The organism is Paenibacillus sp. Marseille-Q9583, assembly GCF_976954365.1.
This window is the reverse complement of the sequence record NZ_CDRJTB010000003.1, coordinates 1-17,134: the sequence shown is the minus strand read 5'-3', so window position 1 is coordinate 17,134 and position 17,134 is coordinate 1. Positions and strand designations below refer to the sequence as shown.

General features: G+C 46.3%; 13 protein-coding genes and 1 pseudogene. 3 read left to right on the top strand and 11 right to left on the bottom strand.

Annotated elements, in window-relative coordinates; all coding sequences use genetic code 11:
• Positions 1–297: 297 nt before the first annotated feature.
• The 3 genes from ACWNM1_RS02685 to ACWNM1_RS02675 all read right to left on the bottom strand — a co-directional run bounded on the left by ACWNM1_RS02685 (position 298) and on the right by ACWNM1_RS02675 (position 6,112).
• Entirely contained in the window at positions 298–3,318 is a 3,021-nt protein-coding gene (locus ACWNM1_RS02685) for a DUF4855 domain-containing protein (protein ID WP_449599666.1), read from the bottom strand.
• Between the two features lie 402 nt (positions 3,319–3,720).
• Positions 3,721–4,509 (bottom strand): response regulator transcription factor, encoded by a 789-nt coding sequence (locus ACWNM1_RS02680; protein ID WP_175618971.1) that lies wholly within the window; start codon positions 4,507–4,509, stop codon positions 3,721–3,723.
• Positions 4,478–6,112 (bottom strand): histidine kinase, encoded by a 1,635-nt coding sequence (locus tag ACWNM1_RS02675; protein WP_449599664.1) that lies wholly within the window; start codon positions 6,110–6,112, stop codon positions 4,478–4,480. The genes ACWNM1_RS02680 and ACWNM1_RS02675 overlap by 32 nt, the downstream gene beginning before the upstream one ends.
• A gap of 224 nt (positions 6,113–6,336) precedes the next feature.
• Here ACWNM1_RS02675 and ACWNM1_RS02670 point away from each other — a divergent pair, with 224 nt between their 5' ends.
• Complete coding sequence (locus tag ACWNM1_RS02670) at positions 6,337–8,127, top strand: flavocytochrome c (protein ID WP_449599662.1); 1,791 nt, start codon at positions 6,337–6,339, stop codon at positions 8,125–8,127.
• A 420-nt stretch (positions 8,128–8,547) separates the two neighbouring features.
• Here the strand turns inward: ACWNM1_RS02670 and ACWNM1_RS02665 are convergent, their stop codons facing one another.
• The 3 genes from ACWNM1_RS02665 to ACWNM1_RS02655 form a co-directional block, all read right to left on the bottom strand.
• On the bottom strand, positions 8,548–9,471 hold the full coding sequence (locus tag ACWNM1_RS02665) for a helix-turn-helix transcriptional regulator (protein WP_449599660.1): 924 nt from the start codon (positions 9,469–9,471) through the stop codon (positions 8,548–8,550).
• A 202-nt stretch (positions 9,472–9,673) separates the two neighbouring features.
• Positions 9,674–10,189, bottom strand: a complete 516-nt coding sequence (locus tag ACWNM1_RS02660; protein ID WP_449599658.1) for a DinB family protein — start codon at positions 10,187–10,189, stop codon at positions 9,674–9,676.
• Positions 10,190–10,264: 75 nt separating this feature from the next.
• Entirely contained in the window at positions 10,265–10,426 is a 162-nt protein-coding gene (locus tag ACWNM1_RS02655; protein ID WP_449599656.1) for a hypothetical protein, read from the bottom strand.
• A 482-nt stretch (positions 10,427–10,908) separates the two neighbouring features.
• Here ACWNM1_RS02655 and ACWNM1_RS02650 point away from each other — a divergent pair.
• Positions 10,909–11,071, top strand: a pseudogene (locus tag ACWNM1_RS02650) (IS5/IS1182 family transposase); the annotation flags it as partial.
• A 176-nt stretch (positions 11,072–11,247) separates the two neighbouring features.
• Here ACWNM1_RS02650 and rlmD read toward each other — a convergent pair.
• The 4 genes from rlmD to ACWNM1_RS02630 all read right to left on the bottom strand — a co-directional run bounded on the left by rlmD (position 11,248) and on the right by ACWNM1_RS02630 (position 14,956).
• On the bottom strand, positions 11,248–12,708 hold the full coding sequence (gene rlmD, locus ACWNM1_RS02645; protein ID WP_449599654.1) for a 23S rRNA (uracil(1939)-C(5))-methyltransferase RlmD: 1,461 nt from the start codon (positions 12,706–12,708) through the stop codon (positions 11,248–11,250).
• Positions 12,709–12,773: 65 nt separating this feature from the next.
• A complete protein-coding gene (locus ACWNM1_RS02640) occupies positions 12,774–13,664 on the bottom strand; it encodes a diacylglycerol kinase (protein ID WP_042184783.1) in 891 nt (296 codons plus the stop codon).
• A gap of 227 nt (positions 13,665–13,891) precedes the next feature.
• On the bottom strand, positions 13,892–14,662 hold the full coding sequence (locus ACWNM1_RS02635) for a sirohydrochlorin chelatase (protein ID WP_449599652.1): 771 nt from the start codon (positions 14,660–14,662) through the stop codon (positions 13,892–13,894).
• A gap of 3 nt (positions 14,663–14,665) precedes the next feature.
• On the bottom strand, positions 14,666–14,956 hold the full coding sequence (locus ACWNM1_RS02630) for a YerC/YecD family TrpR-related protein (RefSeq protein WP_019913624.1): 291 nt from the start codon (positions 14,954–14,956) through the stop codon (positions 14,666–14,668).
• Positions 14,957–15,386: 430 nt separating this feature from the next.
• On the opposite strand from ACWNM1_RS02630, the gene ACWNM1_RS02625 reads away from it, so the two are divergent.
• Complete coding sequence (locus tag ACWNM1_RS02625) at positions 15,387–15,956, top strand: tyrosine protein kinase (protein WP_449599647.1); 570 nt, start codon at positions 15,387–15,389, stop codon at positions 15,954–15,956.
• A gap of 17 nt (positions 15,957–15,973) precedes the next feature.
• Here ACWNM1_RS02625 and corA read toward each other — a convergent pair whose 3' ends face one another.
• Complete coding sequence (gene corA / locus ACWNM1_RS02620) at positions 15,974–16,933, bottom strand: magnesium/cobalt transporter CorA (RefSeq protein WP_449599645.1); 960 nt, start codon at positions 16,931–16,933, stop codon at positions 15,974–15,976.
• Positions 16,934–17,134: the final 201 nt, after the last annotated feature.

Below are 17,134 nucleotides of genomic sequence, written 5' to 3'. Positions count from 1 at the left end.
ATAATATCTTGATATAATCTAATCCTCTATTTGTTACGCCTTTATTCAATTTCAGGCACGGGTTTATTATGGAGCTATACCCATTAAGAAAGAAGAGATCCCTTCTTGTCATCACCTCTGTACATAGAAACAAGCCGATTAGGTATAGACCCCGTGGTCTGGCAACTAATCGGCTTGTTATGTTACGCCTCAAACGTTTTTACTTCGGTTATAAGTCTTCCTCGACAGATAATTCGATAACCGGTACAGGAAGTTTCAGCGCGGGTCGTATTGCTACTTGGATGGATTATTTCTCCATTACTTATCGTGACCTTTACCTGGGTTTTCTTTTGAGTATTCAAAGGTCACTTTTACAGGCTCGCTCATATAGCCAGTCGATAGATACGCCTCATTGGTTCCCTTTAAATTACCCGTAAGTTTGAATGTGAATTGGAAGCTTCCCGCGACTGTACTCTTCGTCTCATCTTCGAGTTGAACCTTGCCTTTCGGATCAAGCACCTTCAACTTCACATTTGTAAGGACGCCATTCATCAGCAATCCATCAATCGTTACTTTTTTCGCTTCCTCGTCAACCTTTACTTGTATGCCCTCAATGCCCTTCACGTCTACAGCGCCCGAGAGGTTATAGACACCAAACTCGTAGATGGAATATCCGTAATCGGTTGCTCTTTTTATGCCTTGTAACTTCATGTATCTTGCCTTGACCGGGTTGAACTGAATCGTTTCTTTGCCATCATGCGCGGTAATCATTCCGTCATTTGGCATGACATTGATCCAGTTCTGCTTATCGTTCGACACAAGAAGTTTGTATTTATCGGCACGAGCATATTCCCAATCGATTCGAACCGTATCCATTTCCTTCACTTCATCGAGATCGACCAGGAACCAAGTATTGTCCACGTATTCACTCGCCCATCTTGAAGCAGGGAATCCATCGACGGCTTTAGCCGGTGCATAATTCACATTATTGCCTTCGGTCGACGAAGCTTCTACCGTTTTATTCTGCGCCAAATTGCCTATCAGGTAATAGACGCTTTCCTTCAGCGTATTGTACGCCTCATCTTTTATCGTACCCGCCTTCTTGAATTCATCCAGCTTTGCGTTAAAGCCTTGGAGATACTTGGTGACTTGCGCTGCATCTTTCCCTTCATAGCGCTTCATCATTTCCAAATAGTTGTTCAAAGAACGCACCGTTGCAGAATTGGTAAATTGCTTCGCTTGTTCGAAGCGGTCGACTAACGCTTTCATACCAGATGCATTCGTCGTTGCTTCGATAACATATGACTTAGTCACCATATGCCCCGCCGTAACGGTAATGTTAAGCTCATGCTTGCCAAGCTTGCCTGCAAGCGGAATAACGGTACCTGCTGTATAAGGCTTGCCGTCATACGTCGCCGTCACTTTCGTCAGACCATCATCAGTTCTAAGCTTCCATGTAAAGGCTACGGATTCTGAATCGGGCAGCTTCATCCCGCTCTGGAACGGCTTGCCGTTCATCTGCACGTCTACCTCGGAAGGCGGAGCCTCGTTGATCTGATACGTTCCTTTAACAAATTGATACAGCCAGTCGTAAAGAACGCGTGTCGCTGGATCTTTACTTACCGCGGTGTTATAGACTGCATTGTTGCCTTGGTAATACGATTTGAAGCCATCCTTCATAAGCCCTGTCTTCGCACCGCTGTTCAAGTAATCGATATACCGCTCGCGGAACACGCCGTCCGTCAGCATCCGATCATCGAACTCGAGTTCATTGGACATGCCATACTGCTTCGCCAGATTCGCAGAATCCTCCAAGCGCTCGATATCCGTCGGCTCGAAGAAGTAGTTCGGTTGGATCGTCACCGCATCGAAGCCGACATCCTTCCACATGAACGCTTTATAAGCGAAGAAATGCGGAATCCAGAAGAACTTCAGGTCCTTGCCGCTAATTTGCATGTCATGCAGGGTGCTGCTCACCGAACGGATCAGATCCGGTCCGGATTGGCTTGTGCTGATTTGCTCTTCGAACCAGTACATACCTACAAGCTCGAGGTTAGCATAACCTTTTGCTTCCCATCTCGATTTGACTTGCTGCAGCCACCATTGAACTGCTTTTTCACGGTTCGCAAGGGCTTTCTCTTTGCCAACGGAATCATTGAAGTTCAGCGATTCTCCACCTTGTTCAATAGCTCCGAAATTAGTGATCGATTCACCTGGATCCGGAATCATGAGGACAACCTTTTCCTTCACGCCAGACTCGTTCAGCGCATCGGATACTTCCTTAGCCGCTGCGTTTAACGCATCCATATCACCGCCTACCGCATAGGTCTTATCCAGATACCATTGCCAATCTTCCAGATAAGCCCGCCCGCCGAAATCACGACCTGGATTTGGAGAGTTAATGCCAAGATACAGGACGCCGTCGAAGAGTCGATCCTTAATCTTGCCGTCCTTATCGACATAACTAATGTTCGGAATGATCCGTTCTTTCGTCCAGATGCCTAAGTCATTCGCATATTGCCCGTTATACAAAAGTCCAAGATGCTCTATACCCGCTGTCGCTTCGCCTGCCGCCAAGAATTTCGGCGTATGCGTTGGAACAGTTACAGCTCCGGCAACTTTGCCCTCTTCACCGAGGATTTCAATCTCATCCACGAAGGTCATTGCACGCGTATGCATTGTGAATGTTACTTTCACGTACCGAGCATACGCGATTCTCTCATCTGGGCCGATCGCTTTAATACCGTCCTTGCTGCCATCCCACACATAGGTCTCCGTGTATTTACCATCATTCCACAGCTTCTGCGTGGCATTGTCTTTGAGCAGTCCCCAGTTCACCTTGTCATCGGAGACGTACATCGATACCGTGAGTGGCACGAGTACATTGTTCGTTGGCCAATCTTCGAGGAAATTGGCTTTAATACCCGTGAGTGATTTCTTCGCCCCCAAATCAAACACAACTTCGCGTGTCTTACCCAAATGATGTCCAACCCATGCTACGTCGGATCTATTGCTTGCCCCATATATACCATCCGTAAGTTTGTTGCCTTCATCCGGATTTGAAGCTTCCGGCTCTTGCGACCACTCATAAGATAAGCCCGCTGCAAGATTGTGATATACCGCCCCATACACTGACGCAATAACACCCTCCGTACCCGCTCCGGGTAGGTCTGATGGATTCGTCACCTCGACCGGATCGGCTTCGCCCGGCGGGTTCGCTGGTGTCTGTTCCTCTGTCTGTGTAGGCGGCAGCGCCTCTTCCGCTTGCGCGATCGGCATCATCGTTACGATCATGATCGCAACCATGACGAGAGCTACCCATTTTCTACTCCTCTTCATATCGTACGAACTCCCTTCTGATTCTTGAGTCAAGAAACATCAATCTCCTAAATGGTATGCGCTTCCATTTCAGCTTACCTCGATGCTCTTTCCTCCCTTCCGAGATTCCGACACGCCATAGAAGCTTATAACATATGTCAATGTCCTTATAGTAACATTATGAAAAGTGGCCCTTCTTTCAAATAGATAATTAATGACATCGGGTATACACTTGTTGACATGAAGGCCTTCACGTCGCGTTTTTATAGGTATAAAGATAGCGCTTACCTCCTTAGGTCCTACCTATTTTCTAGCAATGTCCTCTAAGCAATCCTCCAAATAAAAAACGCAACCCTCTCGAGGTTGCGTCGTGTTTATATATGGTGGCGCCTAATTGCTGCGGCGTTCTACTAACTTGATGCCCTATCCATAACCGAACGGATGCTTTTTGTACTCTAAGGGGCTTGAGCCGACTCTATTTTTGAACACACGACTAAAATAGTACTGGCTCTTATACCCTACCTTCACGGCCAGATCCCCGATTTTGATATTCGGCATTACGTCATCCAGAATCTCCTTCGCCTTCGATATCCGAAGCTCGGTGACATAGTCAAGGAATGAAGCACCGATTTCTTGCTTCATACGCTTGCTAAGATAGGTTTGGTTGATATGAAATAGCGCTGCTACTCGAGTAATAGACAGCTCCGGATCCTGATAATGACTGTCAATATACTCGGTCACTTTTTGGATAAGCACTGTTCCATCCCCTGTATACCCGGGAAGCCCCAGCTCCTTATCCACCCTGCTTTCATGTGAATGCAAAGGATATTTTGCCTGAAGATGCTCATCGATCCGATGAAGCAGCTTGTTCAGATCACTCTTCGGCACAGGTTTCAATACATAATCGAATGCTTGCAGTTGCACGGCTTGACGCGCATATTCAAAGTTATCGTAGCCGCTGATGATGACAACCAGAACCGACGGACAGCGTTCGCGCAATATATTTATCAGATCGAGCCCATTCATATTCGGCATGTTGATGTCCACAAGACATACATGTGGTGGGGCTTCCTCCACCATATTCAATGCTTCGTTTGCACTTTTCGCTTCTCCTGCAACTTCAAAAAGATACGAACTCTCCTCAATGTATTGTCGCAAGCCTTTGCGAATGATCGTTTCATCATCGACGATGACAATCTTCCACATCTTCATTCCACTCCCCTTCCAAAGGTATTCGAATGACCATAACGGTAATGCCATCTTCGTTCTTCACTACAAGGCCATATGGCACCCCGTAAGCTAGTCGAATGCGATGGTTTACACTGTATAGCCCAAAGCCCGTGGCAGAACGATCATATTTATCATCAAGAAGGGCTTGATTCATCTGTTCAAGCTTCTCTTCAGGAATCATAACCCCATTATTTTCAACCTTAATGACCAAATAATCGACCTGTTTATATGCTGTAATCGAAATTTTGCACTTTTGATCCCCAAGTGGCTTAATCCCGTGATAAATCGCATTTTCCACCAAAGGCTGCAGCATGAAGCGAACGACTTGGCACTGAGCAAGCTTTTCATCATATCGAAGCTCGTAGTCCAGAATCTCCTCATATCGCACGCCTTGAATATGAAGATAACTCTCGACATGGTACAACTCCTGATCAAGCAGAATGTAGGGACTGCCTGTGCCAAGCCCTACTCGGAAATACGCGCTAAGCGCTTCCACCATCTCCACCACATTATCTGCTCCATGTTCCGTTGCCATCCACTGGATCGTATCCAATGTGTTGTATAAAAAGTGCGGCTTGATCTGCTCATGAATCAGTCTGAGTTCCATCTCCTTTCTGTCCTGCTCCACAGCGTATAATTGAACAAGCATGTCATTGAAGCTTCGCCCAAGATCGCCGATCTCATCCGAGCGCGTAACATCTGCTCGTATGGTTTGGTTGCCGTTCTGCACATTTTCCATTACCTGGCGAAGCGACTGAATTGGACGAATAATGGAAGAAGCAAGCAGCATCAGAAAGACGATAAACGCACTACCGATAAGAACGCCTACCAGCAATGCAGTCCGCTGTGTTTTGATCACCGCTAGCGATAGACTTGAATTCGGTACTTCGAGTACGAGCTTCCAGCCTTCCACATTTTGAATTGGAGCCTCAAATACACTCATGTTCTTCTTATCTGCTGCATCCTCCGCTCCATCTCCTTCCCCCAGCTCTCTGCAATCGATGATAAGCTGGCCTGACTGGTCATATAGCATTACATCTTGAGCAATCTCCTTCATCTTCTTAACGGAGACGGCTGCGGCAATATAAGCTACCTCATCATTCACTGATGGATTCACGCGATAGAGAATGACGACGATTTCGGCTGCATTCGCTTTGGATACGATCGGATTGCTCACCACATAATTGGAATCTGAATTCAGCAGTTTTCGATAGTAGGGTCGGTTTAGTATCGAAAAAGGCTTGTCCCTTGCTGACCAGGAATTTCCGTGAATATCCACCACGCGTATGGATTCGTACTCTACTTGCTTCTTCGCCTCGAACTTATCAATCTCTTGCAGCAATTCATCTCGTGTCCACTGATGGTCCGAAGCTAGAGAAGCAAGCATGTCTATCTCACCGATGCGCTGATTAAACCAATAATCGATCTGGTCGCTGCGTGCATTAACCACTTGCTGCGTTAAGTTCTTATTCAAAGGGACAACCGTATGGTTCATCTCCAAATATATTGTTACAAGTAATGCAATGAACAGCAGCAAGAAGCAGCTTCCTGCAATTAACGTAATTTTTAAGTGAATTGATCTCATTGTAATCATAGCCCTTCACAATATCCGTTTCTTACATGCCCGAAAAAGACAAAAAAACGCTAATCTGTGCAAATACATAATGCTGTACTAAATCTATAATAGGTCTTGTGCATATTTTCACATGAAATAACATTCATGTCTAGGCTAGAGACAAAGGATTTGCCTAGCAAATCTTTCTCTCCCTAGTGTATGTAACCAATTCACAACAGAATGAAGGAGATATTATGCGTACTCACACGAAAAAGCTGTTATCTATTCTACTAGTCCTCAGTCTTATGTTCACGCTTGCTGCCTGCGGCGGTAAAGATGCAGCACCCGCTGCAGATGCAAACGGAGTTCAAGTCTTTGAAGGGGTTGGGCAAGGTAAACATGGTGATATTAAAGTACAAGTTTCCTTATTAGATAACAAGATCACTGACATTAAAGTAACAGAGCATAAGGAAAATGAAGTACTTGCAGAACCTGTTTATACGCAGCTCAAGCAAGATGTCATGGCAACTAACAGCGCAAAAGTTGATGCCGTTAGCGGATCTACGGTTACAAGCAAAGGATATCTCGAAGCCATTCAAGATGCAATTACGAAATCTGGACTTACCCTTGTCGCTGGCGCTGCAGTCAGTAAAAGCAAAGACAAAGAAGAAGCCGAGCAAACCTATGATGTTGTCGTCATCGGTGCCGGGGGTGCTGGCTTTAGTGCGGCTATCGAAGCGAAGAGCGCTGGAGCAAATGTAGTTCTGCTCGAGAAAATGCCAGCTGTTGGCGGCAACACATTGATCTCCGGTGGTGAGATGAATGCGCCTGACAACTGGGTTGAACGTGCTCTAGGCATCACAGATGACACGACTGAATTGTTCTATAATGATACGATGAAAGGCGGAGACAACCTCGGGGATCCAAAGATGGTTCGTATTCTTGCCGACAATGCTCTATCATCTGCCGAATGGCTGCGCGATGATATCAAGGTAGAGTTCTTACCTGATCATCTGTTCCAATTTGGAGGCCATTCCAGAAAACGTGCGTTGATTCCTGTAGGTCATACAGGTGTTGAATTGATTACTAAGTTAAAAGCCAAAACAGACGCTGATCAAATCACGATCAAAACGAATATGAAAGCCGAAACCTTGCTGAAGGACGAAAGCGGCAAAGTAACAGGTGTAACTGCGACTTCGGGTACTGGCGACAAGATCACATTCCATGCAAACAAAGGCGTCATCATCGCTACCGGTGGTTTTGGATCCAATGTAGAGATGCGTAAAAAATATAATCCTAAAATGGATGAAAAATATATGTCTACCGATACACCAGGATCTACAGGTGACGGTATCGTTATGGCAGAAACGATTGGCGCCAAGCTGACAAACATGGAGAATATTCAAACGTATCCAATCTGTAACCCTGAGACAGGTGTTATTTCCCTGGTTGCAGACTCCCGCTTCGATGGTGCCATCCTGATTAACCAAGAAGGCAAGCGCTTCGTTGAGGAATTAGAACGTCGTGACGTTATTTCTAAAGCAATTCTTGCCCAAACGGGCGGATATACGTATCAATTATGGAATCAAGGCATTGAGGATATCGGTAAAACGATCGAAGTTCATCAAGACGAATACGATCAACTCGTTAAACAAGGCTTGCTCTTTAAAGCCGATACGATTGAAGAGGCGGCTGATTTCTTCAAAATTGACGTGAACACTTTGAAAGAAACGATTAATAAAGTAAATGATTATGCGAAAACAGGTAAAGACCTTGATTTCAAACATCGCGGTGGATTGAAATCTCTTGAAAAAGGTCCTTACTACATCGAAAAAGCTGTACCATCCGTTCACCATACAATGGGCGGCTTGGTGATCGACGAGAAGACTCGCGTATTGAATGAAAAAGGCGAAGCCATCCCTGGGCTGTTTGCTGCAGGTGAAGTAACAGGGGTCATTCATGGTGCAAACCGTCTTGGCGGTAATGCCATCGCTGATATCTTCACCTTCGGCCGAATTGCAGGCAAACAAGTTGTAGCAGAATAATTTAATGTTTGTGTAGAGTGAGGTTGACTGATAACTTTCAAGCTGCCCTCTAAGACATAGCAAACCGCCCTGTCAGCAACATTGCGAACAGGGCGGTTTATTTATGTATTCGGATCATCGTCATGAAGAAAATAAGCACTGTGAACAAAAGTTTCAGAACAGAAATATACCAAGACGATCACCTATATCAGGGAATATGGGGTCGAAATCAGGACTATCCACAATGTGTGCTACTAAAATAATTGAAATACAATTGAAACACTTTTTTATTCTGTTGTTGACTTGTTCGCCATTCTGAGGTTTCTGTGTAACGCTGGTTCACAATGATCCGAACGTCTAAACAAAAAGCTACCGAATTTCAAGCCGGTAGCTTTGAGGATCGAAGACAATCTATACATCACCAATCTCCGAGATACTTGTCTACTTTACTTTATTTAATAAGCTTGTCATCATTCTGCTCAATGTCCCTTGATCGACGAAAGGAGCAAGGCTTGCCAGCAGATCTGGGCTAAAATGTTCAGCTTCGACTCCACCAATCAACTTCTCGAGATTTTCCCTGTCCAGAAAAGGTGCGAGACCTATGATCTGATCCGCATCGATAGTGCCGTCTGCAACCCGGTCTACCAAGCGGCTTAACGTTTCTCTGCTAATAAAGGGGGCCAGCCCTTGAACGGAATCCCAGCTCAAGCTGCCCTCTTCTGCTTGCTGTACCAAACGATCTACATGTTGTCTTCCAAGAAATGGGGCAATTCCAACAAGATTGTGCACTTCTAAGGAACCGTCAACCGATTTATCTACCAGTCGGCTTAATGTGTCGCTGCTGACGAACGGAGCGAGTCCGGTGATGGTATTCCACACCATTTCGCCTTCTTCTGCCTGACGAACGAGTTCATCCAATGTACCTGTCCCAAGGAACGGAGCGAGCCGCATGATCACTTCTAAATTAAGGACGCTGCTGTCTAATCGTTCTGTAACCTTATGCAGAGCGCTTGCTTTTACAAACGGCGCTACTTCTACAAGCTCCTCCACCCCCGCCTCTCCGGTATTGACCATCTCTGCAACTTGTTCCGGCCTGCTCTCTGCGATCTCCTCAACGATCGTTCCTAGGTGCGGGTGCTCCCGATTTTCTACGTTATCTCCTGCGTTTAAAATGTCGTCAACCGTTTTGCCGAATAACCTCGCAAACTGCGGTAGCGTTCCGATATCCGGCAGCGAGTCGCCCCGTTCCCATTTCGATACCGCTTGATGACTTACATTCAGATGATCGGCAAGTTCCAATTGGGTCAAATCCTGGTCTTTGCGAAGCTTCGAAATATAAGCTCCAATTTTACGCAAGTCGAGCATTGTATACCTCCAATAAAGCAAAATGTACAGTGCGCACTGTCAAAAACAGCATAGCATTTCCGCAAACGCAATCCTATCAAGCGTTGGTTGAATTGTCACATGCGCTTTATTCAACTGCCGGTAGAATTGTCCCGATTGGAAATCTCCAGAGAGGGTAGTTATGCACCGACTCTACATAACTTAAGTACGTAGCATTGCGATTTTATCGTAGGCCTGCCTCCACCAGCTTCTCATCCAATCTCGCCTTTTGGCGCAAATGATGCCTGCTGTGCATACCAACCATCTCAAACCATTCGCGCGCATTTAGCCAACCAAACCAACCATGCTGCACCTTGCAAGCCGGGTTCGCCTCATTTGAGCGCCCCTCCATATAGGCCAGCTTCTCCAGCACCTGATCCAATCCGGCTATAATTTCATCCTTGCTTTCAGGGTTGCGTGTCGCGTTGAGCGACGCCTCAAGTTTCACTCGGATATCGGGCCATTCTTTTGCGGTAAGAGCCTTCATTCCAGGTTCTGTCTTGCCTTCGAGCTCTTCATGTGTCGCCTTAGCGCATGTTTCAATATGCCCGATGTACTCTTCCGCCACCTCGATAACATGGATATACATTTGCCCAACCGACCATACGTCTTCCTCGCATTTATATCGCAACTGCTCTATCGAATATCTATCCAGATTCTGTTTGTATTGCTTGATAATAGCCAAAGAATTGTTCAACATCCAGCCCTCCTCTTTACTCCCGATCCTTTACAGAACCTGTGCAGTTTCCCAAGCATGCCCGTCCGGATCGGCAAACTAAATGGTTTCGACTCGAACCAAACGGTCGGCCTTGTCAAAGCGATCTATATTCCGGTCCAGTTTGTGGCCATTGTAAAGGCTTCCAGGCCCGCTCGCCCGCTTCTCGGTAGAGCAAACGATCACATCTCCATTTCGAACCATTAATATGACCGATTCCACATCACTTGACTCTTGTTCACTACTTCGGAATTAGCTTTTACATGAATGCTAACCTTAACCCAAGTTACCAATAGAGCAGTCGTTAACTATTGACAACGGCATCTATTTGTTTTTTGATATCCCTCTCTGTTTCGCTCTGTATGACATATAGTTTAATACTATTTTTACTATTATGTTCCTCAATATGTTGCATAGCAGATTTTGTTAATGCATTATTTGTAACGAGTATTGTCTTCAGTTGTGTCAAGCCCCATCTTCACTCTATTCAATGAGAGAGCCAGTCACCAAGCGAGTGCAAACGTCCCGGCGCTCCTTCTGTTTATTCAATTATTTATTTGGAATGAGAAAACACCCGAGATGCTAGAAGTATTTCTATAGACCCAGCACAAACTCCTGCAAAATATTACAAATTAATCTTTCAATTGCAACGATGACGGAATTCGACCAGCCGACGAGTAAATGGCTTTTCAAGAAACGGAGTATTTCAAGAAGAAGGCAAAGAAAGTTACAAAATCGAAACGAAACACTGCGAACTCAGGCATCGGCACGGGTACGACATAGCGTCGTCCTCGGGTCTAATAGGAATGCAAATACAAGGGGCGATGGGCGATATTCGCGGTGAACTTGAAACGAATAATAAAGCTGGCAGACTATGGTCAAGGAAAAAATGCCTTAAAAAAAGCGGCACCTTCCGGAAAATCCGGATCAGGTACCGCTTTTTTATTCGCTTGATTCCTGGTCTCACCGAAAAATTGCTAGTTCTTCAGAGGCCTCTCACAAAGGATTGGTCTTTTAATATAGGTAAATGTGGCTCGGAGATATTACTTTTTAATAAGCAACGCGACAGACTCCACATGTGTCGTATGCGGAAACATGTCCACCGGAGTTACCTCCACTGTCTTATACCCGCCATCCTTCAGCACCCGCAAGTCCCTTGCCAGTGTCGATGGATTACACGATACATACACCACCCGTTCCGGCTTCATCGCCAGAATCGTCTCCAACAACCGCGGATCGCAGCCCTTACGCGGAGGATCGACCACGATAACATCCGCCGTAATCCCCTGCTCTTTCCAGTTAGGGATTACATCCTCAGATGCACCTACCTCAAACACTACATTACCCATACCATTCAAAGTGGCGTTCGCCCGTGCATCCTCAATTGCTTCACGTACGATCTCTACACCGTAGACCTGTTTAGCATGCTGTGCAAGGAACAATGAAATCGTCCCGATACCGCAATAAGCATCTATAACAGTCTCGTTTCCCGTAAGTCCTGCATACTCTACCGTCTTACCGTAAAGAACTTCAGTTTGAGCCGGGTTAACCTGATAAAAAGAACGGGCAGAAATCGCGAATTTCACATCGCCGATATAATCGTAAATAACATCGTTTCCCCAAAGGGTACGTGTTGTATCACCGAAGATTACGTTCGTCTGCTTAGTATTCACGTTCTGGCAGATGCTTGTAACAGCTGGGATTTCACGTTGGATCTCAGTGATCCATTCGTCCAGATGTGGGATGCGTTCGCCATTAGTGACGAGTACGACCATCATCTCACCAGTACGGAAGGCTTTCTTTACTACGACATGACGCAGTAAGCCTTTGCCGGACTCCTCGTCGTAAGCAGTAATGCCGCGCTTCCGTCCGATTTCTTTCACCTTGCGCACAACGTCATCGTTATCTTCATGCTGAATCAAGCATGTTTCCATATCGATGATCCGGTGGCTTCCTCTCGCGTAAAAGCCGCCCACAAGGCCGCCTTCTGTTACGCCGATCGGCACCTGAGCCTTGTTGCGATAACGCCAAGGCTCGTCCATGCCTAGTGTAGGGCGGACGAGAATGTCCTCTGTCGGATCCGTTCCAGCGTCTCCACCACCACTCACCTGGAGCTTCCCAATCCGCTCCAGGTTGTCCACCACCAGTTGCCGTTTCCACGCCAGCTGTGCGGCATAGTCCATATGCTGTAGCTGACAGCCGCCACACTTATCATAGATCTCGCAAGGCGCCGCGATGCGGGCGCTGCTCGCCTCTACTAAATTCAGCAGCTTGGCGTAGCCATACTGCTTCTTGGTCTTGAGCACCTTGGCCCGGACCTTCTCTCCGGGAAGAGCTCCCTGCACAAAAAGGGTAAAGCCTTCTACGCGGCCTACCCCTTCACCTTCATGGGTCATGCCGATAATATCGAGCATAACCTCATCATTTTTATTCACAGGCAGTCCGGCGACAGGCGCCTTGCCGACTGGGCGGCTGGTGCTGCGTCCACTGCGGTGTTTACTCATTATTTATTGTTCACTTCTTTCATTATCATCGCTGTATAAACCCACACTCTTACTTTCAATCAATCTCAGTTATTCTCAGCAAAAATCCGCAAATGCTGTGGCAAAATCCGGAATCGCCCTGGCAATTCTCCACCCAGTTCGCCATCCAAGTTCAATTGGACATGTCCTGGAGAGATTACATCCATCGCATCCGTACGGAAATAAATAACCTTCTTATCATTCAAATGCTCACCGCGAAGAGCCAATCTGACCAAACGGACAAACTCTGCCAGGTTGCATTTTTTAACCGCTATAACATCTAATAGACCGTCATCGATCCGAGCACCGGGAGCAAGCTTTTCGAAGCCGCCAACAGAATTCGTATTTGCAATCAGGAACAGCATGAACTCATCATGAATAACTTCCTGCCCATTGGCACGAATGATTAGCTCCTGAGGAGATAGGCTGACCATTTTTTCAATACCTTTTAAATAATACGCAAGCTGCCCTATCATGGTCTTCAGCTTACTAGGAACTTCATACGTCAGTTCGGTTAGACTACCGCCGCCTGCTATATTAATAAAATAACGGTCATTTGCCTTACCGATATCAATCGGACGTGTCTCTTGGCGAATGATCAGATCACAGGAATCTTCCCAGTTCTTCGGGATTCCCATTGCACGTGCAAAATCATTAGTAGTACCAAGCGGCAAAACGCCGAGCGGGGGAAGATTAGGCTTCTCCGCCATACCATTTATAACCTCATTTAAAGTGCCATCGCCACCGGCTGCTATGATCAAATCATAACCGCGTTCTACTGCATCTGCAGCAGCTAGCATAGCATCGCCTTCTCCGGTTGTTGCATGGCAGGTAGCTTCAATGCCACCAATATCCAGCCGGTCCAAAATATCGGCGAGCCGCTTCTTCATTTCTTCCCGTCCAGAAGTGGGATTATAAATCAATCTCGCAGTTTTCATTACCGGAACGCCACCTGTTTTTATAATAGAATAACCTAATTGATTATACCTAATTCGGACCACTACAATCAATGTTAAAGGCCCATTCATGCAAATATTCCATTATACAGCAATTAATGACACTAAGTTTAGAGAAAAACAACTATTTATATGTGTATGCAACAAATCCCGTATTATCCACGGATGTGGCCACTTTTTTTATGATTAAGTGTGCTCTGGTAAGTGCTTTATCGTTTCATTCGAATCTGTTCGAGGAGTGTCTCTACCTGTCTCTCAATCCAATGCGGAAGAAGGGGATGGGGCAGAAGCGTTTGACCAGAATATTTATAGTTTAACCCTTTAAGTCTGTTCGGAACCACATGCTTAGTAAAATAGCCTTCACTCAAAAAAAGCGGCGCCACCAGAACCTCGTGACCCTGCTCCTGCCAATACTCTACCTTGCTTCTTATACTATCCGGACTCAGCAGACCATAGTCGGCCGCCGCTACGCCACTTACCTCACGTACACGTCCCGCCAGCGAAGATATACCTTTCTGCCAGCGCTGCCGGAAGCCATCATATACACTGCCATGACCCACAAGCAAAATCGTCTCTCGCTTCGGTTCCGTAGACAGCTCACGTAGCTTGTCCCAGATCATTACAGCGATGTCCGGATCATCGTCGATAGGATAGCCGTAGTGAACATTAGCCTTCACTGAGAACAGCGCTAAATCCGTCTCACGTTCAGGCTCAGGTTTGGCGCCAAGTGCATATTCTATCTCATCGACATGTGTGCTTCCTGAGGAAACGAACAATGGGATCACAATAATATCTGTGATCCCTGCGTGTTCCAGCTCATTTATTCCATCTTGAATCAGACGGCCCTCTACCAGCTCTAAAAAAGAGACCACAACAGGAATCTCTTCACCTAGCGATAATCCGCTTACGGCTTCCTCTACGATTGACACCCAAGCCTTATCGCGAGAGCCATGACTGATAATAAGTACGCCCGGTACCATAAATTAGCGTCCCAAACGTTCCAGCGTTAATTTATATCCGTCATTGCCGTAGTTCAGGCAACGTTTTACACGGGAAATCGTGGCTGTGCTTGCGCCCGTCTCTGCTTCGATCTGGTTGTAGGTGGAGCCTTTGCCGAGCATACGCGCTACTTCCAGTCGCTGAGACAGCGATTGAATCTCGTTCACAGTGCACAAATCATCAAAGAACACGTAACATTCTTCCATATTTTTTAACGTTAAAATAGCTTCAAATAATTGGTCGATACTTTTATCATTCAACTTCTTAAGTTGCATCAGCTTTTCATCCCCTAAAAGTTCTATCAGCATTAGTTTCTCTAATTAAGCTCCGTACAAAACTAGCTCCGGAAACATAAACCTCATGCGACTATCCTGCCTTTACTATATTGCACTGGAGCGCATTTTTCAAGCATTAACGATTTCACGCTGTAAAGAGTGAAATCGATGGACAAACGTCCACCCGTGGCGCACACTCAATATGTATCAAACTACGTTTGTTTCTTCCTACATAAGAAATAGCACCTACACTATAGTACTACATAAGCGCCGAAAATCAAGCATGTACACGCTTTTTTCACTTCTTAAAGACGATTATAGGCATTCGCCCTTTTCCGCTCCTATCACGGGTAACCCGGGCATTCGTCTATACCGTATGTTCGCCCATGACATACAGTATAGCAAACCACTAACAAAGGAATGTGATATTATGCCTGATCATTACTATAATCATTCCCGCCGGAACCAGCGTTCACTGACCGATACTTATAATGCATCTGCTTACCCCGGGCTCAGTCCATATGCGCCTTCATCCTCCCCAGGAGAGAGCGGAATTCTTCCCGCTTTAGGAGCAGAAGCTGCCACTGAAACAGCTCTAGCGCTTCCTGCTGCTGAAGCTACAACAAAGGCAAGCGGCGGGCTTGCCGGATTGCTTAGCGGCTTAGGCGGTTTAGGCGGCGGGGGCGGAATCGGTGGGAATATGGAGCAAATCAAAGGTATCATCGACCGAATGGGCGGTATTGACGGGATCGTAAACTCCATGGGTAAGGTGCAGAAGGTGATGTCCGGCTTCCAGCAGATGGCTCCGATGGTTAAGCTCTTCATGGGTAGCTTCGGCAAAAACAAAGGCTCCTCAGGTGCACTAGCTGCCGAAGAGGATGCGGCGCTGTACAGCCCTAACAGACGCAAAAAAAGACGTTCCACCTCGACCCGCCGCAAATCCACTACAACCACACGCCGGCGCTCTACTCCCTCTACCGGAAAACGTCGCCGCAAATAGCGGTGACGTTTTATTTTTCACTTAAACCATCCACTACGCCGGAACCATCTGAACATACTAACACCCACCACCACCATAAATAGCAGAACGCCAAAATATCCATATTTCCATTCGAGTTCAGGCATCACCACGAAGTTCATCCCATAAATTCCGGCAATCAGCGTCAGCGGCATGAATACGGTAGTGATTACTGTTAGTGTTTTCATGATCGAATTCATCCGGTTGGAGTTAAGAGAAATGTAGCTATCACGCAGGTCCGCAGTCATTTCTCTATCCGCCTCAATCATATCCGACAGTTTTAACAAATGGTCATAGATATCGCCAAAATAAATCCGTTCCTCGCCGTTGCTCTGGACATGCTGCGAATTCAGAATCCGGTACATCAAATCGCGCATCGGCACAATCGTCCGCCGCATCTTGAGCAGCCTTCCGCGCACATTAAACACTTGGCTCATCAAATCCTCCACCGACTCACTGCCGCCACTGCTCTCCAGATCCGCAAGCTCGTCCTCTAAACTGTAGAGGCATGGAAAATACTTATCTACCAGCTTGTCCATTACAGTATATGCAGCCGCCATCGGACCACCCGACCAGCCTTTACGACTATGTATTTCACGCTTCACCTGCTCCCAAGCTTCATTCATCTCTGTTTTTTCCTGATGATGATAGGACACGAGGTAATTCGCGCTCAAAAAAAGGTCAATCTCTTCAGCATCCAGCGTCTCTACATTCAGCGCATGCAGCACAAAAAACTGCACTTCCTCATAATGATCCAGCTTCGGCCGCTGCAGTACATGCATACAATCCTCTATCGCCAAAGGGTGAAAATGAAAATAGTGATCCAGCAGCAGCGTCTCCTCTGCCGTAGGTGTAGCAAAATCTGCCCATATCCATGCATAATCCTCCCGCCGGATATCCTGCAGAGGTATGTCTGTCAGCACCTCACCTGTATGCGTCACCGCAAGTGTACGTATCATAAATGTTCCTCCGCTTCATCTTCTTCCACGCATCTATTGTACCGCAAGAAATGGAGTCTTCCAAAAATAACAAAAAAGAATCTCAGCCGAGAAGCCGTAGCTTTGAGGTTCCATTATTCAATAGCGTCCCATTCCGGAAAGGATGGAATACTCTTTAGTAAGTTTCGTTCATCCTCTTCTCCCTCTGATCATTCGGCTCAT

What these genes read in the sequence shown, in the direction of transcription:
- ACWNM1_RS02685 (WP_449599666.1), bottom strand. Translation starts at nt 3,318, where the DNA reads ATGAAGAGGAGTAGAAAATGGGTAGCTCTCGTCATGGTTGCGATCATG.
- ACWNM1_RS02680 (WP_175618971.1), bottom strand. Translation starts at nt 4,509, where the DNA reads ATGAAGATGTGGAAGATTGTCATCGTCGATGATGAAACGATCATTCGC.
- ACWNM1_RS02675 (WP_449599664.1), bottom strand. Translation starts at nt 6,112, where the DNA reads ATGAGATCAATTCACTTAAAAATTACGTTAATTGCAGGAAGCTGCTTC.
- ACWNM1_RS02670 (WP_449599662.1), top strand. Translation starts at nt 6,337, where the DNA reads ATGCGTACTCACACGAAAAAGCTGTTATCTATTCTACTAGTCCTCAGT.
- ACWNM1_RS02665 (WP_449599660.1), bottom strand. Translation starts at nt 9,471, where the DNA reads ATGCTCGACTTGCGTAAAATTGGAGCTTATATTTCGAAGCTTCGCAAA.
- ACWNM1_RS02660 (WP_449599658.1), bottom strand. Translation starts at nt 10,189, where the DNA reads ATGTTGAACAATTCTTTGGCTATTATCAAGCAATACAAACAGAATCTG.
- rlmD (WP_449599654.1), bottom strand. Translation starts at nt 12,708, where the DNA reads ATGAGTAAACACCGCAGTGGACGCAGCACCAGCCGCCCAGTCGGCAAG.
- ACWNM1_RS02640 (WP_042184783.1), bottom strand. Translation starts at nt 13,664, where the DNA reads ATGAAAACTGCGAGATTGATTTATAATCCCACTTCTGGACGGGAAGAA.
- ACWNM1_RS02635 (WP_449599652.1), bottom strand. Translation starts at nt 14,662, where the DNA reads ATGGTACCGGGCGTACTTATTATCAGTCATGGCTCTCGCGATAAGGCT.
- ACWNM1_RS02630 (WP_019913624.1), bottom strand. Translation starts at nt 14,956, where the DNA reads ATGCAACTTAAGAAGTTGAATGATAAAAGTATCGACCAATTATTTGAA.
- ACWNM1_RS02625 (WP_449599647.1), top strand. Translation starts at nt 15,387, where the DNA reads ATGCCTGATCATTACTATAATCATTCCCGCCGGAACCAGCGTTCACTG.
- corA (WP_449599645.1), bottom strand. Translation starts at nt 16,933, where the DNA reads ATGATACGTACACTTGCGGTGACGCATACAGGTGAGGTGCTGACAGAC.